At 64.2% G+C, this 22,975-nt stretch carries 27 protein-coding genes and 1 other RNA gene (1 of these 28 running past the window's edge); 18 read left to right on the top strand and 10 right to left on the bottom strand.

All coding sequences use genetic code 11. The features are described 5' to 3' along the window. The 3 genes in view from JX25_RS03040 to JX25_RS03030 are tightly spaced (at most 52 nt apart) and all read right to left on the bottom strand, a layout consistent with a single transcriptional unit that may run on beyond the window. A protein-coding gene (locus tag JX25_RS03040; protein WP_128253632.1) for a carboxypeptidase M32 crosses the window boundary here: on the bottom strand, nucleotides 1-540 show its 5' portion. Its footprint begins 933 nt before the window's first position; 540 of the gene's 1,473 nt are visible here — the first part of the coding sequence; it begins with the start codon at nucleotides 538-540; its stop codon lies beyond the left edge, outside the window. Then, nucleotides 537-1,691 (bottom strand): heme A synthase, encoded by a 1,155-nt coding sequence (ctaA, locus tag JX25_RS03035; protein WP_128253631.1) that lies wholly within the window; start codon nucleotides 1,689-1,691, stop codon nucleotides 537-539. Before ctaA ends, JX25_RS03040 begins: the two co-directional genes overlap by 4 nt. A 52-nt stretch (nucleotides 1,692-1,743) precedes the next feature. Beyond that, entirely contained in the window at nucleotides 1,744-2,220 is a 477-nt protein-coding gene (locus JX25_RS03030) for an Lrp/AsnC family transcriptional regulator (protein ID WP_128253630.1), read from the bottom strand. Nucleotides 2,221-2,363: 143 nt separating this feature from the next. Here JX25_RS03030 and cobA point away from each other — a divergent pair, with 143 nt between their 5' ends. The 6 genes from cobA to JX25_RS03000 are packed head-to-tail and all read left to right on the top strand — an operon-like array spanning nucleotide 2,364 to nucleotide 7,140. Beyond that, complete coding sequence (gene cobA, locus JX25_RS03025) at nucleotides 2,364-3,125, top strand: uroporphyrinogen-III C-methyltransferase (protein ID WP_128253629.1); 762 nt, start codon at nucleotides 2,364-2,366, stop codon at nucleotides 3,123-3,125. Next, nucleotides 3,122-3,442, top strand: a complete 321-nt coding sequence (locus JX25_RS03020) for a DUF2849 domain-containing protein (protein ID WP_128253628.1) — start codon at nucleotides 3,122-3,124, stop codon at nucleotides 3,440-3,442. Before cobA ends, JX25_RS03020 begins: the two co-directional genes overlap by 4 nt. A 13-nt stretch (nucleotides 3,443-3,455) precedes the next feature. After that, on the top strand, nucleotides 3,456-5,126 hold the full coding sequence (locus JX25_RS03015) for a nitrite/sulfite reductase (protein ID WP_128253627.1): 1,671 nt from the start codon (nucleotides 3,456-3,458) through the stop codon (nucleotides 5,124-5,126). Beyond that, the gene (locus JX25_RS03010) at nucleotides 5,116-5,862 is read left to right on the top strand and encodes a phosphoadenylyl-sulfate reductase (RefSeq protein ID WP_128253626.1); all 747 of its coding nucleotides are present in this window, start codon (nucleotides 5,116-5,118) and stop codon (nucleotides 5,860-5,862) included. The genes JX25_RS03015 and JX25_RS03010 overlap by 11 nt, the downstream gene beginning before the upstream one ends. Beyond that, nucleotides 5,859-6,263, top strand: a complete 405-nt coding sequence (locus JX25_RS03005) for a DUF934 domain-containing protein (RefSeq protein WP_128253625.1) — start codon at nucleotides 5,859-5,861, stop codon at nucleotides 6,261-6,263. The genes JX25_RS03010 and JX25_RS03005 overlap by 4 nt, the downstream gene beginning before the upstream one ends. 43 nt (nucleotides 6,264-6,306) lie before the next feature. Next, nucleotides 6,307-7,140, top strand: coding sequence for a ferredoxin--NADP reductase (locus JX25_RS03000; protein WP_277750067.1), 834 nt, complete (start codon nucleotides 6,307-6,309; stop codon nucleotides 7,138-7,140). Here JX25_RS03000 and JX25_RS02995 read toward each other — a convergent pair. Continuing rightward, nucleotides 7,137-7,721 (bottom strand): hypothetical protein, encoded by a 585-nt coding sequence (locus JX25_RS02995; RefSeq protein WP_128253624.1) that lies wholly within the window; start codon nucleotides 7,719-7,721, stop codon nucleotides 7,137-7,139. The genes JX25_RS03000 and JX25_RS02995 overlap by 4 nt on opposite strands. Before the next feature lie 130 nt (nucleotides 7,722-7,851). Here JX25_RS02995 and infC point away from each other — a divergent pair, with 130 nt between their 5' ends. After that, complete coding sequence (infC, locus tag JX25_RS02990; RefSeq protein WP_128253623.1) at nucleotides 7,852-8,400, top strand: translation initiation factor IF-3; 549 nt, start codon at nucleotides 7,852-7,854, stop codon at nucleotides 8,398-8,400. A gap of 27 nt (nucleotides 8,401-8,427) precedes the next feature. Here the strand turns inward: infC and JX25_RS02985 are convergent, their stop codons facing one another. Next, nucleotides 8,428-8,817 carry a lysozyme inhibitor LprI family protein gene (locus JX25_RS02985; RefSeq protein ID WP_128253622.1) on the bottom strand — a complete coding sequence of 130 codons (390 nt, stop codon included), beginning with the start codon at nucleotides 8,815-8,817 and terminating at the stop codon, nucleotides 8,428-8,430. Nucleotides 8,818-8,903: 86 nt separating this feature from the next. On the opposite strand from JX25_RS02985, the gene pyrC reads away from it, so the two are divergent. The 3 genes from pyrC to JX25_RS02970 all read left to right on the top strand — a co-directional run bounded on the left by pyrC (nucleotide 8,904) and on the right by JX25_RS02970 (nucleotide 12,325). Beyond that, nucleotides 8,904-9,938, top strand: a complete 1,035-nt coding sequence (pyrC, locus tag JX25_RS02980; protein ID WP_128253621.1) for a dihydroorotase — start codon at nucleotides 8,904-8,906, stop codon at nucleotides 9,936-9,938. Between the two features lie 66 nt (nucleotides 9,939-10,004). Further along, nucleotides 10,005-10,682: an orotate phosphoribosyltransferase gene (locus tag JX25_RS02975; protein WP_128253620.1), complete on the top strand. Its 678-nt coding sequence runs from the start codon at nucleotides 10,005-10,007 to the stop codon at nucleotides 10,680-10,682. A gap of 164 nt (nucleotides 10,683-10,846) precedes the next feature. Then, a complete protein-coding gene (locus tag JX25_RS02970; RefSeq protein WP_128253619.1) occupies nucleotides 10,847-12,325 on the top strand; it encodes a replicative DNA helicase in 1,479 nt (492 codons plus the stop codon). On the opposite strand, the gene JX25_RS02965 is transcribed toward JX25_RS02970, so the two are convergent. From JX25_RS02965 to JX25_RS02955, 3 genes are read right to left on the bottom strand one after another with little or no spacing between them, the layout of a single operon-like run. Next, nucleotides 12,322-13,086 carry an EcsC family protein gene (locus JX25_RS02965; RefSeq protein ID WP_128253618.1) on the bottom strand — a complete coding sequence of 255 codons (765 nt, stop codon included), beginning with the start codon at nucleotides 13,084-13,086 and terminating at the stop codon, nucleotides 12,322-12,324. The two genes, JX25_RS02970 and JX25_RS02965, sit on opposite strands and share 4 nt — an antisense overlap. A gap of 47 nt (nucleotides 13,087-13,133) precedes the next feature. Continuing rightward, on the bottom strand, nucleotides 13,134-14,066 hold the full coding sequence (locus JX25_RS02960; protein ID WP_128253617.1) for a GGDEF domain-containing protein: 933 nt from the start codon (nucleotides 14,064-14,066) through the stop codon (nucleotides 13,134-13,136). Nucleotides 14,067-14,118: 52 nt separating this feature from the next. Next, nucleotides 14,119-15,780, bottom strand: a complete 1,662-nt coding sequence (locus tag JX25_RS02955) for a DUF4153 domain-containing protein (protein WP_164876038.1) — start codon at nucleotides 15,778-15,780, stop codon at nucleotides 14,119-14,121. A 126-nt stretch (nucleotides 15,781-15,906) separates the two neighbouring features. On the opposite strand from JX25_RS02955, the gene gatC reads away from it, so the two are divergent. From gatC to rnpB, 5 genes are all read left to right on the top strand, one after another. After that, nucleotides 15,907-16,194: an Asp-tRNA(Asn)/Glu-tRNA(Gln) amidotransferase subunit GatC gene (gene gatC / locus JX25_RS02950; RefSeq protein ID WP_128253615.1), complete on the top strand. Its 288-nt coding sequence runs from the start codon at nucleotides 15,907-15,909 to the stop codon at nucleotides 16,192-16,194. Then, a complete protein-coding gene (gene gatA, locus JX25_RS02945; protein WP_128253614.1) occupies nucleotides 16,191-17,669 on the top strand; it encodes an Asp-tRNA(Asn)/Glu-tRNA(Gln) amidotransferase subunit GatA in 1,479 nt (492 codons plus the stop codon). Before gatC ends, gatA begins: the two co-directional genes overlap by 4 nt. A 31-nt stretch (nucleotides 17,670-17,700) precedes the next feature. After that, nucleotides 17,701-18,387, top strand: coding sequence for a hypothetical protein (locus JX25_RS02940; RefSeq protein WP_338323018.1), 687 nt, complete (start codon nucleotides 17,701-17,703; stop codon nucleotides 18,385-18,387). Continuing rightward, nucleotides 18,384-19,019, top strand: coding sequence for an N-acetylmuramoyl-L-alanine amidase (locus JX25_RS02935; RefSeq protein WP_128255154.1), 636 nt, complete (start codon nucleotides 18,384-18,386; stop codon nucleotides 19,017-19,019). Before JX25_RS02940 ends, JX25_RS02935 begins: the two co-directional genes overlap by 4 nt. A gap of 12 nt (nucleotides 19,020-19,031) precedes the next feature. Beyond that, nucleotides 19,032-19,422, top strand: an RNA gene (rnpB, locus tag JX25_RS02930) — RNase P RNA component class A. Here rnpB and JX25_RS02925 read toward each other — a convergent pair. Then, nucleotides 19,423-20,184 (bottom strand): MauE/DoxX family redox-associated membrane protein, encoded by a 762-nt coding sequence (locus JX25_RS02925; protein ID WP_128253613.1) that lies wholly within the window; start codon nucleotides 20,182-20,184, stop codon nucleotides 19,423-19,425. A 174-nt stretch (nucleotides 20,185-20,358) separates the two neighbouring features. Here JX25_RS02925 and rpmG point away from each other — a divergent pair, with 174 nt between their 5' ends. Beyond that, a complete protein-coding gene (gene rpmG, locus JX25_RS02920; protein ID WP_018301779.1) occupies nucleotides 20,359-20,526 on the top strand; it encodes a 50S ribosomal protein L33 in 168 nt (55 codons plus the stop codon). A gap of 127 nt (nucleotides 20,527-20,653) precedes the next feature. On the opposite strand, the gene JX25_RS02915 is transcribed toward rpmG, so the two are convergent. After that, nucleotides 20,654-21,430 (bottom strand): Bax inhibitor-1/YccA family protein, encoded by a 777-nt coding sequence (locus tag JX25_RS02915; protein WP_128253612.1) that lies wholly within the window; start codon nucleotides 21,428-21,430, stop codon nucleotides 20,654-20,656. A 287-nt stretch (nucleotides 21,431-21,717) separates the two neighbouring features. On the opposite strand from JX25_RS02915, the gene JX25_RS02910 reads away from it, so the two are divergent. Next, complete coding sequence (locus JX25_RS02910; protein WP_128253611.1) at nucleotides 21,718-22,089, top strand: helix-turn-helix domain-containing protein; 372 nt, start codon at nucleotides 21,718-21,720, stop codon at nucleotides 22,087-22,089. Between the two features lie 50 nt (nucleotides 22,090-22,139). Continuing rightward, complete coding sequence (hisN, locus tag JX25_RS02905) at nucleotides 22,140-22,925, top strand: histidinol-phosphatase (protein ID WP_128253610.1); 786 nt, start codon at nucleotides 22,140-22,142, stop codon at nucleotides 22,923-22,925. The last annotated feature ends 50 nt before the right edge of the window (nucleotides 22,926-22,975 follow it).

Genomic DNA, 22,975 nt, shown 5'->3' with positions numbered 1-22,975 from the left:
CGCCTCGCGCAGCGCCACAAGGCGCGGGCGCATCCGGTCGAAAACGGCGCCGATCGTGTCGGCCGTCGCCTCCGGTTCGTAATCGTCGATCAGCGCGTCATAAAGATCGCCGCCGCCCGCAAGCGCGGCCGCCTCTTCGCGCCGCAGCCGGACCACCTGCGCCAGCGTCGGCAGAAAGGACGACACATCGTCATTGGCCCGCGCATCCGCCCAGATCCCCTGCGCGACCGAGGTGACACGCGCGATCTCCTCGGCCAGCCGCCCCGGCACCTTGGTGGCACGTTCATAGCTGCGGCGGATCAGGCGAAGCTGCGCCTCTGCCTCCTCATCCTCCGGCTCGGCCCGCGCCAGCCATTCGGCAATCCGCGGATCGGTGCGGCGGGCGTGCAGCACGCCCTCCATCGCGGCCATCTCCTCGCCCCGCTGATCGGCGGCGCCGCGCGGCATCACCGTTTCCTGATCCCAGCCCAGCCGGCCGGCAACCTGCGCCAATGCCTCGGTCTGGCGCTGGAACGCCAGCAGATCCTTGTATGCGCTCACTTCGCGGTCCCCCTGATGGATGCAACGACGGGATATTGCGCAAGATAGCGCGCGCGCAGGATAAGCACCCAAAGAAGAATCGCGCCAATCTGGTGGGTGATCGCCACATGCAGATGCGCTGCCGTCAGCGCCGTGACGATGCCCAGCACCGCCTGCGCCACAACCATTGCCATCACCATGTGGAAGGTCCGGCGCGTGGCCGCATGGGCAGATTTGCGGCCCTTCAGCCAGACGACGATGGCGAAAGCGAACAGAAGATAGGCGACCATGCGGTGCACGAACTGCACAAGGCCCGGGTTTTCGAAGAAGGCCCGCCACGTCGCACCGCCATCGGGCACATAGAAGGCATCAGCCGGAAAGAACGACCCGTTCATCAGCGGCCATGTCGGGAAGGCCCGCCCCGCATCGATGCCCGCAACCAGCGCGCCCAGCAGGATCTGGATGAAGGTCAGATGCAAAAGCCCGGTAGAGATGGAGAAGAGCTTGCCTTCACGCACCCGCCGCGCCTGAAGCAGCGCGCCCTCGCTGCGCCCCAGCAGCAGCGCATACCATGCAAGGAAGCCAAGGATCACGAAGCCGATCCCCAGATGCGTGGCAAGGCGATAGCTCGCGACCGAGGTCATGTCGTCCCTCAGCCCCGAGGCGACCATCCACCAGCCGACCGCGCCCTGGATGCCGCCCAGAACACCCACCCAAAGCAGGCGTTTCTTCCAGCCGGCAGGGATCTTCCCGGCCACCCAGAAGCCAAGAAAACCGACCGCCCAGACAAGGCCGATCAGCCTGCCAAGGAACCGGTGCCCCCATTCCCACCAATAGATTTGCTGGAACTGGGCCATGCTCATGCCCTCGTTCGTCAGGCGGTATTGCGGGCTTTGCTGGTAAAGCGCGAACTCGGCCTGCCAGTCGGCGGCGTTCAGGGGCGGGATGGCCCCGGTGACGGGCTTCCATTCCGTGATCGAAAGGCCCGCATCCGACAGGCGGGTCAAGCCGCCGACGACGATCATCACCGCCACCAGAAGGAACAGCACGATCAACCAGATCCGGATCGCGCCCCGTGCGCCGCCCGTTCCGCGGTCGATCAAACCGCCGGTCTGTGGCGCGGGGCGGGATGCACCCTCCCCCACCTCTTCGAAGATGCTGCGTTTCGCCATGTCAGGGGCCCTTTCGTTGCGGCCCAGACACTAGCCCCCCCGCCCCTGTCCTTCAAGCTGACGGAATGCCCACGGGCAGCACGGTCGTGTGCTTGATCTCTTCCATCGACAGAAGGGCGGTAACGTTGTGAACGCGCACCTCGGAAATCAGCGCCTGATAGAAGCGGTCATAGGCGCGGGCGTTTTCCACCCTCACCTTCAGGATATAGTCGATGTCACCCGCCAGCCGGTGCGCCTCCAGCACCTCGGGGCGTTCGCGCAGGGCGTGCAGGAACCGCCGCTGCCATTCGGCCTCATGCTCGGATGTGCGGATAAGAACGAAGAAGCATGCCTCAAGGCCCAGCGCCTCGGCATCCAGAAGAACGGTCTGGCGCTGGATCACGCCGGTTTCCTTCATGCGGCGGATGCGATTCCAAACCGGCGTCTTGGAACTGCTGACCTTCTTTGCAATTTCGTCCAGCGATTGCGATGCATCCTGCTGCAGTTCCGCAAGGATCTTCCGGTCCATGTCATCCAGACGGGCAGCCATTCGCATCCTCCTGCAATTCGGGGAACCCTGTTCCACTCGCTTTGCTTATGCGAACGATCGTCCTTATCCGCAAGAGGGCATAGCGCACAAACGGGACAATGTTCTATATAACACAGAGCTTTTTCACATTCCGGAGCGCAGCCATGTCCAGCCAGCCAGCCCTTTCCGGCGTCACCTTCGCGGGCGCAGGCCCCGGTTCCGCCGACATGCTGACGCTGGGCGTGTTCCGGGCCCTGCAGCAGGCTGACGTCGTGATCCACGACCGCCTTGTCGGCGCCGAGGTTCTGGACATGATCCCCGCCAGCGCGACCCGCGTGGATGCCGGCAAGGAAGGCTTCGGTCCTTCAACCCCGCAATCGGCGATCAACGCGCTGATCGTCGGCCATGCCGGCACCGGGGCCCGCGTGGTCCGGCTGAAGGGTGGCGATCCGGGCATCTTCGGCCGTCTGGACGAGGAGATCGAGGCGCTGGAGGCGGCCGGAATTCCCTTCACCATCCTGCCGGGCCTGACCTCGGCCACCGTGGCCGCCGCCGCGATCGGGCAAAGCCTGACAAAGCGCGGGCGCAACCGCGGCGTTCGGATCGTGACCGGGCATGACATCGACGGCTTTGCCGATCAGGACTGGAAGGGCCTTGCCCGCGCGGGCGAGGTTGCCGCCATCTACATGGGCAAGAAGGCCAGCCGCTTCCTTCAGGGGCGCCTGATGATGCATGGCGCATCACCCGACACGCCCGTGACCCTGGTGGAGAACGCCTCGCGTCCCGATCAGCGCATCGTGCGGGCCACGCTGTGCACGCTGGCCGATCACGCCGCAGGGCTGACGGGCCCCGCCATCCTTCTTTACGGCATCGCGCCGCGCGCCGCCGTCCAAGCCCTGACCGATCTTAACGAGGCCACCGCATGAGCCGCAAGTTTACGCCCAAAGTCGTGACCGCCAACGATCTGCTGATCGGGGATGTCGTGTATCTGACCCATGACGACCGCTGGACGCGCGAACATCGCGAAGCCGAACTGATCGAGGACGAGGCCCACGCCCAGCTTCGCCTGCTGGATGGTGCTTCGCAGAAGAACATCGTGGTCGGTGTGTATCTGGCCGATGCCAAGGCCGGCCCGGACGGCCCCGAACCCACCCATTTCCGCGAAGCCTTCCGCACGCGCGGTCCTTCCAACTATGCCCACGGCAAGCAGGTCGGCGAACAGCCCGGCCCCCGCCAGCACTGAGATCGAGGAAGCCATGTACAGCTACAACGATTTCGACGAAGCCTTCGTGCGCGAGCGCGTGGCCCAGTTCTCCCAGCAGGTCGCCCGCCGCATTGATGGTTCGCTGACCGAGGACGAATTCAAGCCGCTTCGCCTGATGAACGGCCTTTACCTTCAGCTGCATGCCTACATGCTGCGGGTCGCGATTCCCTATGGAACGCTCAACCCGACGCAGATGCGCCAGCTGGCCTACATCGCGGAAACGTGGGACAAGGGCTATGGCCACTTCACCACGCGCCAGAACATCCAGTTCAACTGGCCGCTGCTGAAGGACGTGCCGGCAATGCTTTCGGCGCTGGCCGATGTGGGCATGCACGCGATCCAGACCTCGGGCAACACGATCCGCAACGTCACCTCGGACCATTTCGCGGCCGCCGCATCCGACGAGATCGAGGATCCCCGCCCCTATGCCGAACTGCTGCGCCAGTGGTCCACCGACCATCCGGAGTTCCAGTTCCTTCCGCGCAAGTTCAAGATTGCCGTCACCGGCAGCCCGAATGACCGTGCCGTGGTGAAATCCCACGACATCGGTCTGCGCATGATCCGCAACGACCGCGGCGAAGTCGGGTTCGAGGTTCTGGTCGGGGGCGGTCTTGGCCGCACGCCGATGATTGGCCAGGTGGTGCGGGACTTCCTGCCCGTTGCCGATCTGCTGCCCTACTGCGAGGCGATCGTATCCGTCTACAACCTGCTGGGCCGCCGCGACAACAAGTACAAGGCGCGCATCAAGATCACCGTGCACGAGAACGGTCTGGACGAGATCCGGCGCCGCGTTGAAGAACGCTTTGCCCAGATCCGTCCCGAGTTCCACGGCCACGACCAGAAGTTGCTGGAGGATATCCGCGCGGCCTTTGCCCCGCCCGCCTTCCGCAATGCACCCACGGATGCGCATGACCAGTTCTATGCTGCCGATCCGGTCTATCGCGCATGGGCAGACACGAACCTCGCGGCGCATCGCAATGCGCAGTATTCGATCGTCACCATCAGCCTGAAGGCTCCGGGCACCACCCCGGGGGATGCAACTGCCGAGCAGATGCGCGTGATGGCCGACCTGGCCGAGCGCTTCAGCCATGGCGAGCTGCGCATCAGCCACGAACAGAACGTGATCCTGCCGCATGTCCACAAGTCTGACCTGCCCGCCATTCATGCGGCACTGGTGCAGGCAAGGCTGGGCACGGCCAATGTCGGCCTCATCTCCGACATCATCGCCTGCCCGGGCATGGATTACTGTGCACTGGCCACCGCCCGCTCCATCCCGGTGGCGCAGGAAATTGCCACCCGCTTCGACGAACTGAAGCTGGAGCACGAGATCGGCCCGCTGAAGATCAAGATCTCGGGCTGCATCAACGCCTGCGGGCACCACCATGTCGGCCATATCGGCATTCTGGGTCTGGATCGCGCAGGGGTGGAAAACTACCAGATCACGCTGGGCGGCGACGGCACCGAAACCGCCGTCATCGGTGAACGCGCAGGTCCGGGTTTTGCCTATGACGAGATCGTTCCTGCGATCGAACGGCTGGTGCAGGCCTATCTGGCCAACCGCACCGAACCGACCGAAACATTCCTGCAAGCCTATCGCCGGCTTGGCCTTGGTCCGTTCAAGGCTGCGCTTTATCCGGCGGAAGGGGCGCAGGATGCCGCTTGATCCCGGTCTATCCATTTCGGATCGCGCCGCGCACCTGAACGGGAGGTACCGCAATCACGCGGCCATCTCGGTGATGGAGCTTGCGCTGCGCGATCACGACGTGGGTGAAACGGCACTGGTTTCGTCCTTCGGGGCGGAATCGGTGGTGCTGTTGCACATGGCCTCGGTTCTGGATGCGCATCTGCCGATCCTGTTCATCGACACGCAGATGCTGTTTCCCGAAACACTTGCCTATCAGATCGATGTCGCGGAAAAGCTGGGCCTGACCAACATCATCACCATCCGCGCCGATCAGGCCGCCGTTGATTTCGACGATCCCGACGGCACGCTGCACCAGTTCAGCACCGATGCCTGCTGCGCCTTGCGCAAGACGGTTCCGCTGGAGAACGCGCTGCGCCCCTATGATGCGTGGATCACCGGGCGCAAGCGCTTCCAGTCCGGCACCCGCGCCGCGTTGGAATTCTTCGAACCGGACGGTGATACCCGCCTGAAGGTGAACCCGCTTGCGATGTGGGGGCGCGAGGATATCGAGGATTATATCGTCAACAACCGCCTGCCCCGCCATCCGCTGGTATCCCAAGGGTATCCCTCGATCGGCTGTGCACCCTGCACCAGCCCGGTGAAACCGGGCGAAGATCCGCGTGCGGGCCGCTGGCGCGGCAGCGAAAAGGAAGAGTGCGGCATCCATTTCATCAATGGCAAGGCCGTCCGCATCAGGAAGGAGGACGCAGCATGAGCGTCATCGTCACCGATTCCGGCTTTGGCCGGGATGATTACAACGCCCCCATCGTGCCGCTGGCCGAACTTGCCGATGGCGAGGCCGTGCATCTGGAAAACACTGACGATCCCGAACAGCTTCAAGGGCGGCTGGACGATCTGCGCATGATCCGCATCGCCTTTCCCTCCTCGGCCGACGGGCGGGGCTTCACGCAGGCGGCACGGCTGCGGCGCATGGGCTATACCGGCCGCCTGCGCGCACAGGGCCACGTTATTGCTGACCAATATGCGATGGCTCGCCGCTGCGGCTTCGACGAGGTGGAGATCTCGGACGAGCTGGCAGCCCGTCAGCCCGAAGATCAGTGGCTGTTCCGCGCCGACTGGCGCGCGCACAACTATCAGGCACGGCTGCGGGGCTAAGGGTTTCCCTTCCCGTCCGGATCGCCTACGAAAAGGATAAGACATGACCGAGAGCGCAATGACCATCAATCCCGTCAAGGAACCGAGCCCCGCGAAACCCGATCCCAATGCGCAGACCGTCACCTCGGTGCGCCACTGGACGGACACGCTTTTCTCGTTCCGGGTCACGCGCCCGCAATCGCTGCGCTTCCGGTCGGGCGAATTCGTGATGATCGGCCTGCCGGGCGATAACGGCAAGCCGATCATGCGCGCCTATTCCATTGCCTCCCCGAACTGGGACGAGGAGCTGGAGTTCTATTCGATCAAGGTGCAGGACGGCCCGCTGACGTCGAAGCTGCAGAACATCCAGCCGGGGGACCAGATCATCCTGCGCCCCAAGCCGGTGGGCACGCTGGTGCATGACGCGCTGATCCCCGGCAAACGCGTGTGGTTCCTTGCCACCGGCACCGGCATCGCCCCCTTCGCCAGCCTGATGCGCGACCCCGAGACCTATGAGAAGTTCGACGAGGTCATCATGATGCATACCTGCCGCACGGCAGAGGAGCTGACCTATGGCCGCGAACTGGTCCAAGGACTGGAAACCGACGAGCTGCTGGGAGAGATGATCGCCGGCAAGCTGAAATACTATCCCACCACCACGCGCGAGGAATCGCCGCTGATGGGCCGGATCACCGACAACCTGTCCTCGGGCAAGGTCTTCGCCGATCTGGGGCTGGAGCCGATGAATCCCGCCACGGACCGCGCGATGGTCTGCGGCTCGCTCGCCTTCAACCAGGACGTCATGAAGGTGCTGGAAGGCTTCGGCCTGCACGAAGGGGCCAACTCCGAACCACGCGAATATGTGGTGGAGAAGGCCTTCGTGGGCGAGGGCGTTTAAAGGCCCAGCGCCCGGCGCGTGGCGGCAAGGGCCGCCTCCAGCGCTTCGGGTGCCTGTTCGGCAGCGGAAAGCGCGCTTTTCAGCGTTTCCTTGGCCGCTGCCGGAATATCGCGCGAATCAATATACTCGCGCGCCTGTTCCGCATCGTAATTTTCCACCGTGAAAAGGTCGGCGGGCGACAGGTCCGCCACGGCCTGCGAGGCTGCCTGCGAAGCGGCCCGCGCAGCATCACGCGCCCGATCAGCGGCACGGGCGGCAGTTTCGGCAGCTTCCTGTGCTTTCGGCGATTCGGCGGCACGTTCAACCGCTGCCGCAGCTTCCGCAGCCGCGTTCGACGCCGCCGCCGTTGCCGCATCCGCCGCCGCCGCCGCATTGGCCGCCGCCTGCGATTCGTCCTCGCCCTCTGCCGCAGACTGCGCCTCTTCGGCAGCATCCTCGGCCTCGTCCGAAGCCTCTTGCGCAGCCGCAGCGCTTTGCGCAGCCGCCGCCGCTTCCCGTTCGCCGGGCAGATAGATGAACTGGTAGTAGCCGACGGCACCAAGCACGATCACGGCAGCTGTCGCCAACACGGATTTCATCATGTCATTCTCCTTCATCCGCACATTCAACGGCTGGCGGCGCAATCACGTTCCACGCCCGAATCCGGTTGAAAATCCTGTTGCGCACGCCTATTTTACGCGCTGACTCCAAAACAACCGAAGGACGCCGACCATAGCCCGCAGACCTCACAACGCCCCGCCGACCCGCGATACCGGACCGCGCACCAACGACCGTATCCGCGCCCCGGAAATCCGCCTCATCGGTGCAGATGGCGAAAATGTCGGCGTCGTGACGCCGGCCCGCGCTCTTGCCATGGCGGCCGATGCCGGTCTTGATCTGGTCGAGATCTCGCCGAACGCGGAACCCCCGGTCTGCAAGATCATGGATTTCGGCAAGTTCAAGTACGAGCAGCAGAAACGCGAGGCCGAAGCCCGCAAGAAGCAGCACGTGATCGAGATCAAGGAAGTCAAATTCCGTCCTGGCACCGACACGCATGATTATGACGTGAAGATGCGCTCGGTCCTGCGCTTCCTTGGCGAAGGCGACAAGGTGAAGGTCACCCTGCGCTTCCGCGGCCGCGAAATGGCGCACCAGCAGCTTGGACTGGAGCTTCTGAACCGCGTCGCCGCCGATGTGGCCGAGGCCGAGGCGGGCAAGGTGGAAGCCATGCCCAAGCTGGAAGGTCGCCAGATGGTCATGATGATCGGTCCGACCAAGTGACGAAAGGCGCGGGTTTCCGCGCCTTTTTCACATCCCGCCTTGCGCCAGATCGCGCAGCTCTGCCGTTCGCGTTTGGGTAACGCGCGTGCGGCATTCCAGCTCTGCCAGAGGGCGCATCGTTCCCCCCGCAAATCCGAATCCTTCGGCCGTGCAGCCCTGATCGCGCAGCGTGATCCATGCGCGCTGGGCCGCCCGAAGGGCATCCGCCGCACCGCGATCCGCTTCGGGCAGATCCGCGTCGATCCCGCGCATCCGTTCCATCGCTGCGGCCCATGCCTCGTTCAGGGCCGCATCGGCCTGCTCCAGCTGCTTGCCGGCACAGGCCCGCATGTCCGCCGTCGTTGCTGCCTCCTCGCAGGGCTGCGCCACAGCCGCCGCCGGCAGCAAGGCCAGCAGGATTGCCCGAAAGATCACCATCCCGATCCCTTTCCTTTGTTGCGGATGCTATATGCGATGATCGACAGGCTGGAAAAGATCCCGTCAATCAGCTAATCGCGTGCCCCATGACCCAGACCCTTACGCTTCGCCGCCCCGATGACTGGCATCTGCACCTGCGCGACGGCGCGATGCTGAAGGCCGTCCTTCCCGAGACCGCGCGCCATTTCGGGCGCGCGATCATCATGCCCAACCTCGTGCCGCCGGTGGTCACCTCTGCCGACGCTGTTGCCTATCGCGAACGGATCATGGCCGCGCTGCCGGAAGGCGCCACGTTCCAGCCGCTGATGACGCTGTACCTGACGGAACACACGCAAGCGGCCGATGTGCGCGCCGCCGCCGAAAGCGGCCTGATCCGCGCGGTGAAGCTGTATCCCGCAGGTGCCACCACCAATTCTCATGGTGGGGTGCGCGATCTGGAAAAGGTCCGCCCCGTGCTGGAGATGATGGCCGAGATCGGCCTGCCCCTGTGCATCCACGGCGAGGTGACGACGCCCGAGGTCGACATCTTCGACCGCGAAGCCGTGTTCATCGATACCGTGCTGGACCCGCTGCGCCGCGCCACGCCCGGCCTGCGCGTGGTGATGGAACATATCACCACTGCCCAAGGCGTCGCCTATGCCCGATCGGCCAGCGATCTGGCGGCAACAATCACGACGCACCACCTTGTCATCAACCGCAACCACATCCTCGTGGGCGGGATCAAGCCTCACTATTACTGCCTGCCCGTGGCAAAGCGCGAAGAACACCGCCTTGCCCTGCGCGAAGCCGCCACCTCGGGCGAGGCGACCTTCTTCCTTGGCACCGATTCCGCGCCGCACATGGATGCGCTGAAGGAACACGCCTGCGGCTGCGCCGGCTGTTTCACCGCCACCAACACCATGTCCATCCTTGCCGAGGTGTTTGAACAGGACGGTGCGCTGGACCGGCTGGAGGCCTTCACCTCCTTGAACGGTCCTGCGTTCTATCGCCTGCCGGTGAACGAGGATACGATCGCGCTGACAAAGGGGGAGGCCGTGTCCTACCCGTCCAAGATCGACACCGGCGAAGGCATGGTCACCGTGTTCGATCCCGGCTTCCCGCTTCATTGGCGCGTCGCCTGATCCTTTCTTCGCATTTCCCATTCACTCGGGGCCGGTCCTTCCGGCCCCTTTCTTCAAGGAGCCGCCATGATTCCCACTGCCTTCCCCCCGCGTGAAGAAATCGCCCGCCTGACCGCCCGCATGCTGCTGGAGATCAAGGCCGTCCACTTCAACGCCGAAACGCCCTTCACGCTGGCTTCGGGCCTGCCGTCGCCGACCTATATCGACTGCCGCAAGCTGATCTCCTATCCGCGCATCCGCTCCACGCTGATGGATTTCCTGACCGTCACGGTCATGCGCGATGCGGGGTTCGAGGCCTTCGACAACATCGCCGGCGGCGAAACCGCGGGCATCCCCTTCGCCGCGCTGGTGGCCGAACGGATGGCCTTGCCGATGACCTATGTGCGCAAGAAGCCCAAGGGCTATGGCCGCAACGCCCGGATCGAGGGCGCGATGACCGAAGGCCAGCGCGTGCTGCTGGTGGAGGATCTGACCACTGACGGCGGCTCCAAACTGTCCTTCGTGGATGCGATCCGCGAAACCGGGGCAAGCTGCGCCCATACCGCTGTCATCTTCTATTACGGCATCTTTCCCGAAACGACCGCGCGCCTTGCCGATCATGGCGTGACGCTGCACCACCTGTGCACCTGGTGGGACGTGCTGGCCGAAGCCCGCAGCATGGGCGCCTTCGACGAGGCGACGCTGGCCGAGGTGGAGACCTTCCTGAACGATCCCCGCGCATGGCAGGACAGCCGCAAAGGCTGATTTTCCACAAAAGCATCCACAGGGGGCGGCCTTGCACACAGGCCGTCCACAGCTTCCTGCACCGATTTATCCACAGGCGTTTCCCTTTGCGCAGCAGGGGTGTTTCGGGGTATGACTGGCCGATCACCGACAGTCCGCGGGACTTCCCCCCGCGCGGAGAGACGATGAACGAGATCACCAACTTCCGCCCCAACGACGCCCCCGAAACGGACGTCCTGCCCCACAACATCGAGGCAGAGCAGCAGCTTCTGGGCGCGATCCTGACAAACAACGATGTCTATGACCGCGTCTCCTCGCTGTGCAAGGCGGCGCATTTCTATGACCCCGTCCATGCGCGCATCTTCGAGGTTGCGGCGGCGCGAATCCAGAAGAACGCCCTTGCCTCGCCCGTGACGCTGAAGGCTTTCCTTGAAGACGATCCGGGCCTGCGCGAACTGGGCGGTCCGGCCTATCTGGCGCGGCTTGCGGGGGCTGCCATCTCGGCCTTCGCGGCACGCGATTACGCGCAGATGATCTATGATCTTGCCGTCCGGCGGGAACTGATCGGGCTGGGGCGCGACATCTCGGCCAAGGCGGCGAAGGTGGATGTCGCCTCCGAACCCAAGGAACAGATTGTCGAGGCTGAACAGCGCCTTTACAAGCTGGGCGAACAGGGCGTGGCCGAACGCGGTTTCCAGTCCTTCCTCAAAGCGGTGACCGAGGCGGTGAACGTTGCCAACGCCGCATACCAGCGTGATGGCGGGCTTGCCGGCACTTCCACCGGCCTGATCGATTTGGACAAGAAGCTGGGCGGCCTGCACCCGTCTGACCTTATCATCCTTGCGGGTCGTCCCTCGATGGGGAAAACCTCGCTTGCAACGAACATCGCGTTCAATATCGCCAAGGCCTACAAGCGCGGCATGACCCATGACGGCACCGAAGGCGCGGTTGAAGGCGGCGTCGTCGGCTTCTTTAGCCTTGAGATGTCTGCCGAGCAGCTGGCAGCCCGTATTCTGTCCGAAGCCTCCGAGGTTCCGTCCGAACAGATCCGCCGCGGCGACATGACCGAAGGCGAATTCCGCCGCTTCGTGGAAGCTGCAAAGGCACTGGAAGCCTGCCCGCTTTACATCGACGACACGCCTGCCCTGCCGATTTCACAGGTTGCCGCCCGTTGCCGCCGCCTGAAGCGGACGCATGGGCTTGATGTGCTGATGGTCGATTATCTTCAGCTGCTGAAGGGCTCCACCAAGGAATCCCGCGTGCAGGAGGTGTCGGAGATCACGCAGGGCCTGAAGGCCATCGCGAAAGAGTTGAACATCCCCGTGATCGCCCTGTCGCAGCTGTCGCGCCAGGTTGAAAGCCGCGAGGACAAGCGCCCGCAGCTTTCGGACCTTCGCGAATCCGGCTCCATCGAACAGGATGCCGACGTGGTGATGTTCGTGTATCGCGACGAATACTACAAGGAACGCGAAAAGCCGGGCGACCATGATCTTGAAGCCATGGCCAAGTGGCAGCAGGTGATGGAACAGGTCCACGGCAAGGCCGAAGTCATCATCGGCAAGCAGCGCCACGGCCCGATCGGCACCGTGGAACTGTCCTTCGAGGGCCGCTTCACCCGTTTCGGGAACCTTGTGAAGCCCTGGCAGCAGGGCAGCGACTTCTAGGGGCGGACGGGCCGCGCACTTGCGGCCCGGAAGGACTGCATGACCCCCGTTTCGGAATGCTCTTTGGCCAGCTTCAGCAGGCCGAAGCGCACATGCGCCAGTTCCTGATAGTAGGTCACGAAGGCAAGGTTCACCGCCGCGCCGGTCGCCGCCCCCAGAAGGGGCACGGTTTGCGCGGCCAGCTTCTGGCTCAGCACGGCCGCCAGACGCGGCGCAACGCTGGCGATCAGCCCCTGCACCCCTGCCCCTGACAATGCGATGCGCGAGGCAAGGAAAGCGGTGTTCACGCCGTCATCCTCCTCGAACGGGGTGCCGGAGCCGAACACGCGCAAACATTCCAGCCGCACCGACTCCTCGTTCGGGTCGAAGCCATGGCTTGCCGCTACCTTCTGGATGGCGCTGAAAAAGATGGAAATGGTGGCCGGAAGCTCCACCACGGATGAAGCGATGCCACCAAAGCCCCCCGCCCCGCCGGAAATGACGGCCGCAACGCTGTGGCCATAGCGCCCCGTATCAGGCAGGCGCGACGCACGGGCGGCAGAGGCGACGGTGTAACAGCGGCGCAGCGCAAAGGCCGTCGCCTCCTCGATCCGGACGCGCACGGGGGACGGAATTTTTTCCATCAACCCCTCGGCACGGTGGCCCGCGATCGAGATGACCTTCATCAGCGGCCCGCCCGCACGTTCGGCGCGGCGGACAAGGGCAGCAATCTCGGCTTCGGTTTCGGCAGAAAGCGGCGACAGCACGGGCGAATTGGACATGGGCACCTCCGCCACCAGAACTAGTCATCCCTGCAGGCAGGGCAAGGTCACATCCGCGCCAGACGCATGCAGCCCCGCCCCTCGCGCTTGGCCATGTAAAGCGCCTGGTCGGCCTCTTCCATCATCCGCGCAGGATCCGGCGCGTTGTAATAGCTTGAAAGCGTCGCCCCGATGCTGGCCGAGATCCTGTAGCTATCCGTGCCTGCGACGATCGGTTCGGCCAGCCGGTCAAGGATGCGCGTCGTGATTGCCTGAACCTGCGCCGGATCCGGCGTTCCGGGGAAAAGCAGCGTGAATTCATCCCCGCCCATGCGGGAAAGGAAATCGGTGTCGCGCGTTTCCTGCGTCAGCACCTGCGCCACGCTTTGCAGCACATGATCACCCGCCGCATGGCCGAAAGTGTCGTTCACTGCCTTGAAGTGGTCCAGATCCATGCGAAGCAGGGCAAAGGGCAGCCTTGCCGAGGCGATCCGCGTCAGCACGCGGTCCATGGCACGGCGATTGGCAAGGCCGGTCAGCGGATCCGTCATCGCCTCTTCCTCGGCGATGGTCTTGGCACCAAGCAGCTGATCGTTGATCTGCCGCAAATCATCAGCCTCGGCCAAGGCCCGGCGCAGCGCCACCAGAAGCGCCGGCGCCGAATCCAGCGGGGAGAACCCCTGCGCCGGCAGGCTCATGATCCGAGCGACATCGTTGGCAAGCGACAAGGACAACAGAACCCCGTCCGGCAGCACGAAGGACAGTGCGGTGACGGTTCCAGAGGGAAGATCAAGCAGGAACGGCTGGCTGGACAGTCCGTCGGGAATATCCAGCGGGTGCCCCACCTCCAGCAACAGAACGTGCCGGGCCAGGGGGCCGACATGCCGCACCCGTCCCGCCTGAACCAGCACCGACATCGGAAGCAGCGCATCGATCAACGCCGCAGATATGGTAAAACCTTCCGCCCTTTCGGTCATACCGATATCGCCCTGCGCTTCCATGCTGATCCGACCTTGAATTAAGAAGAACTACTCCGGAACGCGGCGGCGAAGGTCAAGGCCCCAGCCGCAAATCCAGCCCATCCAGAAGAAGCCGGTTCTCCAGCACCGGCGCCATCCCGAACCGCCCGTCAAGCGCCTGCCGCAGCAGGTCCTCGGGTTCATGATCGGGGTTTCCGCCTTCGACATAGGTAGGACGTGCCTTCACGCCTTCCAGATAAATCCCATCGATACGTGCATGCTGAACATCATTGCCGATGAAAATTGCCTGATCCCCGCCCCTGTCAGGGTGGAACGCGCCAAGGATCAGCACGCATCCGGCACGCCCGTCCGGCAGGCGGTTGCGGCACAGCGCAGCCCACTCGGCGCGGGTTGTGGCATCCAGCCCCCGCAGCAGCGCTGCCCCGTCGCTTCCATCCGGGCGGATGGGCAGCAGTGCGGCAAAATCCGCCACCGTGACGGCGGGCGGGGCGCCGGCGCGCGCATGTTGCAGTTGCAGGGCCAGATCTCCCTCGGCCGTTTCCTCCAGCTGCGCCAGAAGCCGTTCACCCGCCTTGCCCCAATACCGGAACGCGCGAAGGGACTCCGCCCCCGGCAGATGGCCCGCCGCAATCCGTGCGGCCTGACTGCGCGCAGAGATCCGCTCGGAATCCAGCAGCGGTGTTTGCCAAAGAAGCGCGATAGCCAGCAGCCCGACCGCAAGCCAGACATTCGCCTGCCGGATCGCCCCTTGCCAGCCGCCGCGCAGCGCCGCCGCCAGATAGGTCAGCCCGTATACCAGCCCCACGACCGCCGCGGTCGTGGCCAGCACACGCTGCGGCGTCCAGCCATATTCGCCAACACGCATCATCACGGACCAAAGCGCCAGCCCGGCAGGAAGCGGCAGGATCAACGCCAGCAGCCGCGTGCAGTTGCGCATGAGGGGCGTTTGCACCCCCTGCCCGTCCCGCACATCCAGTGCCACCGTCACCAGCGTCACCGCGGCGGCCACCATCGAAACAAGCGTCACCGCAACGGAAAGCTCGCCCAGCAGCCCCGAAAGCCCCCGCAACGGCAGCGCCGCCAGAAAAACCAGCACCACCACCAGAACCACCGGCAGCATCAGGCGAAGCAAGCGCAGCGGCAGGGCAAAGCGCCGTTCGTCCTGCCATTCTTCCATCACGGCAAGGGCAAGGCCAAGGGCGGCGCCGGTGATGGCCCATGTCAGTCCGGGCACATCGAAAACAGGGTCCAGCACCTTGATCCCGACCAGCCCCAGCAAGGCATCCGAAAGCGCCAGCACGCCCCAGACCAGCCCGGTGAACAGCAAGGCAGAGCCATAGCGGATTACAATGCCCCAGCTTTCGGTGAACAGCGCCGGATAGGACCGCCAGTTTCCGCGATGCCGCGCGATCCAGAATGGCAAGGGCAACAGCAGCGTGGCAAAGAACGCAAAAGGCGCGCGTCCGCTTTCCACCAGATCCTCGGCGGTGGCAAAGCGGGTTCCGGCCAGCACCAGCCCCGCCGCTGCCACAACGGACACAAAGGCTGCCCCCACCGCCGCCGCGCGCGGCCCCACCGGCCCCGCGAGTGCCAGAAAGGCAATAAAGAAGCTCGCAACCGAAGCGGAAAGCGCCAGCCCCGCGCGATCCGCCAGCAGCCCCGCCTCCAGCGCCTGCGAAAGGGCATAAAGCCCGACACCTGCCAGCGCCCCCGCCAGCATCATGAAACCGCGCATCCCGCACCTTTTGCCAATTCTGCGGGCACCATACGGCATGCCCGCGCAACCTGCAGCCCCCCGCACTTGCGGAAACGCCCCCTGCGGGTTAAACCAGCGGCCAACGAAAACTCCCGGAGCCTTTTCATGTCGATCGACATCGAGACCGCCCGCAAGGTGGCGCATCTGGCCCGCATTCGCGTGGACGAAAGCGACCTGCCCGCGCTGGCCGGCGAACTCAGCAACATCCTGACTTTCATGGAACAGCTGAACGAGGTTGACGTGGAGGGCGTGGAGCCGATGACCTCGGTCACGCCGATGCGCCTGAAGCGCCGCGTCGACAAGGTGACCGACGGCGACCAGGCCGAAGCTGTCCTGAAAAACGCCCCCGACGCCCGCGAGGGCTTCTTTGCCGTGCCGAAGGTGGTGGAATGAGCGTGAACACCCTGACAATCGAAGCCGCCCGCGACGCCCTGAAAAAAGGCGAGATTACGGCGGTCGAGCTGACTGAAAGCTGCATCGCTGCAATGGATGCGGGCGATGCGCTGAACGCCTTCGTGCACAAGACGCCTGAGATTGCGATGGAACAGGCCCGCGCCGCCGATGCACGGCTGGCGCAAGGCGATGCACCCTCGCTTTGCGGCATCCCGATGGGCATCAAGGACCTGTTCTGCACCAAGGGCGTTGCCTCGCAGGCGGCGTCGAACATCCTTGCCGGCTTCCGCCCCGAATATGAATCCACCGTCACGGCCAAGCTGTTTGGCGCAGGCGCCGTGATGATCGGCAAGCTGAACATGGACGAATTCGCCATGGGTTCGTCGAACGAAACGTCGTGCTATGGCGCGGCGGTCAACCCGTGGAAGGTGGATGATCGCAAGCTGACGGCGGGCGGCTCCTCGGGCGGGTCGGCTGCGGCGGTTGCGGGCGATCTGTGCATCGCCGCCACCGGCACCGACACGGGCGGGTCGATCCGCCAGCCGGCGGCCTTCACCGGCATCGTGGGCATCAAGCCGACCTATGGCCGCGTGTCGCGCTGGGGAACCATCGCCTTCGCATCCTCCCTTGATCAGGCAGGCCCGATGACGAAATCGGTGCGCGATGCCGCGATCTTCCTTGAAGCGATCTCGGGGCATGATGAAAAGGATTCCACCTCCGCCGACCTGCCCGTTCCCGATTTCGAGGCCGCGCTGACCGGCGACATCCGCGGCAAGAAGATCGGCATTCCGCGCGAATACCGCATGGACGGCATGTCGGCCGAGATCGAGGCGCTCTGGAACAAGGGCACCGAGATGCTGCGCGACGCAGGGGCGGAAGTGGTGGACATTTCGCTTCCCCACACGAAATACGCGCTGCCCGCCTATTACGTGATCGCACCGGCGGAAGCTTCGTCGAACCTTGCGCGGTATGACGGCGTCCGGTACGGGCTGCGCGCCCCGCTGGAAGCTGGCGACGGCATCGTTGACATGTATGAAAAGACCCGCGCCCTTGGCTTTGGCAAGGAAGTGCAACGCCGCGTGATGGTCGGCACCTATGTGCTTTCGGCCGGTTTCTACGACGCGTATTACAACCGCGCCCGCAAGGTGCGTGCCCTGATCAAGCGCGACTTCGAAAACGTTTTTGCCCAGGGCATCGACGCGATCCTGACTCCGGCCACGCCCTCCCCCGCTTTCGGGCTCGGCGAAATGGCCAGCGCCGATCCGGTGGAGATGTATCTGAACGACGTTTTCACCGTCACCGTGAACCTTGCCGGCCTTCCGGGTGTTTCGGTTCCGGTCGGGCTGGATGCGAACGGCCTGCCGCTGGGGCTGCAACTGATCGGACGGCCGTGGGAGGAGGGAGACCTCCTTAATCACGCCTACGTGTTGGAGCGGGCGGCGGGCTTCGTAGCTAAGCCCTCCAAATGGTGGTAATGGCGCTTCGGTGAATCTCAGGAGATCGGAAATGACGGCGTTGCGTATGTCTTCGTTGGTGCTGGTGGCAGTTGGTCTTGCGGCCTGCGCCCCTTCCACGCCCGACAGCTATCAAAGCTACATGCGCAGCCAGATGAACGGGATGAACCCCGTGCCGCAGGCGTATCAGCAGCCTGCACCGCAGGGGTTCAGCACCGCAGGCGCGCTGGAGGCGATCAATTCTGCCGGCGGCGCGGCGCCCTTGGCCCTTCCGGCGGGCGAACGCCCGCGCGGCAATGCCCCCAACAACATCCGCGCCGAGATGGGCGAGATGGTGAACGTACAGGGCAATGTCGGCATCTCGAACGAAAACAGCTTCGAGGCGGTAACAGCAGAACGCTCCATCGCCGAGGATGCTGCCGTGATCGCGCAGAACCGTGCCCGCTATGTGCAGGTGCAGCCGACTGCCGTGCCCTCGCGCCCCAACAGCGGAGCGCCGAACATCGTGGCCTATGCCCTGCAACAGAACCATCCGCGCGGGCAGCAGATGTATGGCCGATCTTCGATCCGGTTCAGCGATTCTGCGCAGCAATGCGCGCAGTACCTGTCGGCCGATCTTGCACAGGAAGCCTTCCTGCAAGGCGGCGGGCCGCAGCGCGACCGCTACAACCTTGATCCCGATGGCGACGGTTACGCCTGCGCTTGGGATCCGGCCCCCTTCCGCGCGGCAGCGGGCTGAGCCTTTCGCCCAATCACGGCCCGCGCCGCAACGGCGCGCGGCCCGAGCTGGTGGTGATCCATTTCACCGCCATGCAAACCGCCGAAGCGGCGCAGGCGCGGCTTTGCGATCCGGCGGCAGAGGTTTCGGCCCATTGGCTTATTTCGGAAACGGGACAAACCACGCAGCTTGTGGATGAAGACCGCCGCGCATGGCATGCCGGCGCGGGTGAATGGGGCGGGCGCGATGACGTCAACTCCCGCTCCATCGGGATCGAGCTGGCGAATGACGGCCGCTCTCCCTTCCCCGAGCCACAGATGACCGCGCTGGAGCGGTTGCTGAAGGCCATCCTGACGCGCTGGGGCATCCCCCCTGCGGGCGTGATCGGTCATTCCGACATGGCCCCCGGGCGCAAGATGGACCCCGGCCCACGGTTCGACTGGCGCAGGCTGGCGCTTCAGGGGCTTTCGGTCTGGCCCGTGCCTGCCCCTGCCGGCGATTTCGCGGCCGATCTGCACGCCTTCGGCTTTCCCGATCATCCACACCTTCTTGAGGTTTTCCGCCTGCGCTTTCGCCCTTGGGCCGATGGCCCGCTGGATGAAACGGACCGTGCCCTTGCGGCGGGGCTTGACGCGGCTGCCGGGCGGGCATAACGCATCGCTTGCGCGGATGGCCGGATGACCGCGGGGAAACTCGAGGAAAGTCCGGACTCCATGAAGCAAGGGCGCCGGGTAACGCCCGGCCGGGGTAACCCGAGGGAAAGCGCCACAGAGAAGAGTCTGCCCCGCATGTCGGGGTGATGGTGAAACGGTGGGGTAAGAGCCCACCGCGGACCTGGCAACAGGGACGGCACGGCAAGCCCCGCCCGGAGCAATGCCGAATAGGGACCTCGCGCCCCGTAAGGTCCGCGCGCAAGCGGAGACCACGGTGCAGGGACGCTTCAGCCCAGAGGTCCGGGTTGGCAGCATGACCCCGCCAGTAATGGCGGGGCAAGATGAATGGTCATCGAAGGGGGCAACCCCGGAACAGAATCCGGCTTACAGGCCATCCGCGCAATCAGACCATCGACAGCATCCACAGGGCCATGAAGATCATGATCCCGTTTTCCGCCAGTGAAATTGCGCCCAACGGGACATTGCTGTTGCCGCCGACGCAGGCGCACTTCAGATCCCGCTTTTCGACATAGACGGCCTTGAATACCGAAACGAGGCCCACGATCCCGATGAACAACGCGATCGGGATGGACACCCAGTTCAGAACGCCCGTGATCATCAAAAGCCCCGCCACCGTTTCGGCGAAGGGATAGATATAGGCATAGCCGACCCACCGCTGGCCCAGCAGGTCATAGTTCAGGAACATGGTGGAAAAACGTTCCACATCCTGAAGCTTCTGCAGGCCCAGAAGGCACATTGCGAAGGGAATCGCCCATGCCAGCCATGTGGTGAAGGACAGGTCCCCCAGCACCCAGCGTGCCGCCAGTGCCATCAGCGCAGCAACGCCGAAAATCGCGATAACGGGGGCATAGGTCTTTTCGTCCCGCGCCGCGACAGGGCTGCCGAAATGGGCGCTCAGCTCGCTATGGCCGCCGATCCGCTTGCCGCCGATAAAGGTTTGCGGGGTTGTCTTGACGCCGTGCTTGGACTTGAAGGCGTCCGTTTCCTCGCGCGTGGTCAGGTGGTGATCCTCCACCTCGTATCCATGCCGTTCCAGCAGGGCCTTCGATTTCAGGCCGAACGGGCAGATATGCCCCGGCATCACCATCCGGTAGACGATCGCCTTGCGTTTCGCCTCGTGTCCCGTCTGCATCCGTGCCGTCATCCCTGCCCTTCCTATCCTGTCGCATTGAATGTATAGGCGTTGAACCTTAGTTCCAGCCCAAGTTTCCGTGCGGTCCTTCCGATTGAAGGTTGACTCCGCTGCGCGCACGGGTAAAAGGCGGGCTTCAAGGATTTGACCGGGGGAGCCGTTTCCTCCGACGCTGTGGAGACGACAATGGCGAAGCCGACGACGATCAAGATCCGTCTGAACTCGACGGCGGGCACCGGGCACTTCTATGTGACCAAGAAGAACGCCCGCACCATGACCGAGAAGATGACTGTGCGCAAATACGACCCCGTCAAGCGGGAGCACGTGGAATACAAGGAAGGCAAGATCAAGTAAGATCTGCCGACCTGACGAACAAAAAGCCCCGGGTTTTGCCCCGGGGCTTTTTGTTTGCCTGTGATGCCGATGAAAAAAAGGCCGGTCACGCGGACCGGCCTTTCCTGTTGTCAGCCTGAGGCAAGGATCACTCGCGGTTGCCCATAAATTGCAGCAGGAACATGAACAGGTTGATGAAGTCCAGATACAGCTGCAGCGCGCCCATGATGGCGGCTTTGCCCAGCCATTCGCTGTCGCCCATCTGGGCATGCTGGATGTAGTTGTTCTTGATGTTCTGCGTGTCATAGGCGGTCAGACCGGCGAAGATCAGAACCCCGATGGCCGAGATCGCGAACATCAGCGCCGGCGATTGCAGGAAGATGTTGACGATCATCGCCACGACCAGGCCGATCACACCCATCATCAGGAAGGTGCCAAGGCCGGACAGGTTGCGCTTCGTGGTATAGCCGTAAAGCGACAGGGCCGCGAAGGCGATGGACGTCACAAGGAACGTCTGCGCGATGGATGCGCCCGTGAACACCAGGAAGATCGACGAAAGCGACAGACCCATCAGCACGGCATAGCCGTAGAAGACGACCTGTGCGGCTGCGGCCGACATGCGGTTCAGCATTGCGCCGAACGCGAACACCACCAGCAGCGGCGCGAACATGATGACCCATTTCAGCGGCGATGCGTAGATCGCCGAGCCGAGCGAGGTCAGGTACTGCCCGTTACCCATCTGCGCCACGGCCTGCGACGGATCCGTCGTGGTGGCAAGGCCGGCGATGGCCCAGGCGGCGGCCCCCGTCAGCAGCATGCCAACGGACATCACGCCGTAGACCTTGTTCATGTGGGCGCGCAGGCCCTGATCGATCTGGTCGGCACGTACGCCGGCGCGGGTGCCGATCGTTTGATATTGAGCCATATATACCTCCGTAACTCTCCCCTCGGCGCGTCATACCCGTCAGCGGGGGTCGCCCGAATTATACAGCATATTGGGAAACCCGGCAGCCCTTTCAAGCACAAGGGGTTGGGCAGTTCGTCGCAGGCGGTGCGGTTTGTCACATATTAATGAGCTAACATTCATCCAAATGCTGCAGCGCCAAGATTGAAACAACCCGCAGCCTGTGCGAAACAAGCCATGATTGAAGCATAGAAGAAGGCACAACCCGGGGCACATAGCGCTTGGGCGCAGCCTCGCAAGGAAGAAAAATGGAACTTCTTGATACCAAACATCCTGTTGATGCCCATGTCGGCAAGCGGATCCGTCATCGGCGCTGGATGATCGGAATGACCCAGCAGCAACTGGCTGAGCAGGTGGGTATCAAGTTCCAGCAGATCCAGAAGTACGAAACCGGCGCAAACCGCGTCAGCGCCTCGCGCATGTGGGATATCGCACATGCGATGGATGTCTCCGTGTCCTTCTTCTTCGAAGGGTTGGACGGCGCAGCTTCCACCGCCGCGATGGGCGACGTGCTTGCCGACCGCGAAGCACTGGAACTGGTGCGGGTTTACTATGCGATCCCGGAAACGCAGCGCCGCCGCCTGTTCGATCTGGCACGCGTTCTGTCCGACGTCGCTTGACCGGCGACGGGTCAGCCGCTACCCGCTGAAGGGACAGCAGGGGGTGGCGGATGACCGACCGGGACGAAATCATCAAGGTGGCGCACGCGCTGGCAGATGCGGCCCGCATCGCAACGCTTGAGCATTTTCGCCGTCCCGGCCTTTCTGCCGATACCAAGATCAGCGGCGGGTTCGATCCGGTGACCGCCGCCGACCGCGCCGCCGAGCAGGCGATGCGGAAGATCCTTGCCGATCGCCGCCCCCATGACGGCGTGCTGGGCGAGGAATTTGGCCAAAGCGCCGGCACCAGCGGGCTGGTCTGGGTTCTGGACCCGATTGACGGCACCCGCGGCTTCTTGTGCGGCACGCCAACGTGGGGGGTTTTGGTGGCCGTGGCTGAGCAGGGACGCCCCGTGTTCGGCATCATCGACCAACCCTATATCGGGGAGCGGTTCGAGGGAGGCTTCGGCCTTTCGCGCGTGACCGGCCCCCGGGGCACCTCCCGGCTGGCAACGCGCGCGCCCCGTCCGCTGGCCGAGGCAATGCTGATGACCACTTTCCCCGAGGTTGGCAGCCTAGATGAAGGCGCAGCCTTCCGCCGCGTGGCGGAACATGCGCGCCTGACACGCTATGGCATGGATTGTTATGCCTATGCGCTTCTGGCGGCGGGGCAGATCGATCTGGTGATCGAGGCGGGTCTGCAACCCTATGACATCCAGGCCCCGCTTGCGGTGGTGGAGGCTGCGGGTGGCATCGTTACTGACTGGACGGGCGGGCCGGCCGCGCAAGGCGGGCGGGTCATCGCCGCCGCCAATCCGCAAATCCATGCCGAGGCGCTGGCCCTTCTGGCCGGCTGAGCCTTCGGCGCTTCCCCTTGGGCGATACGGCAGCTAGCCTGCCGCCATCC

The organism is Falsirhodobacter deserti, assembly GCF_004015795.1.
Taxonomy (GTDB): domain Bacteria; phylum Pseudomonadota; class Alphaproteobacteria; order Rhodobacterales; family Rhodobacteraceae; genus Falsirhodobacter; species Falsirhodobacter deserti.
This window is presented reverse-complemented; position numbering and strand designations above follow the sequence as displayed.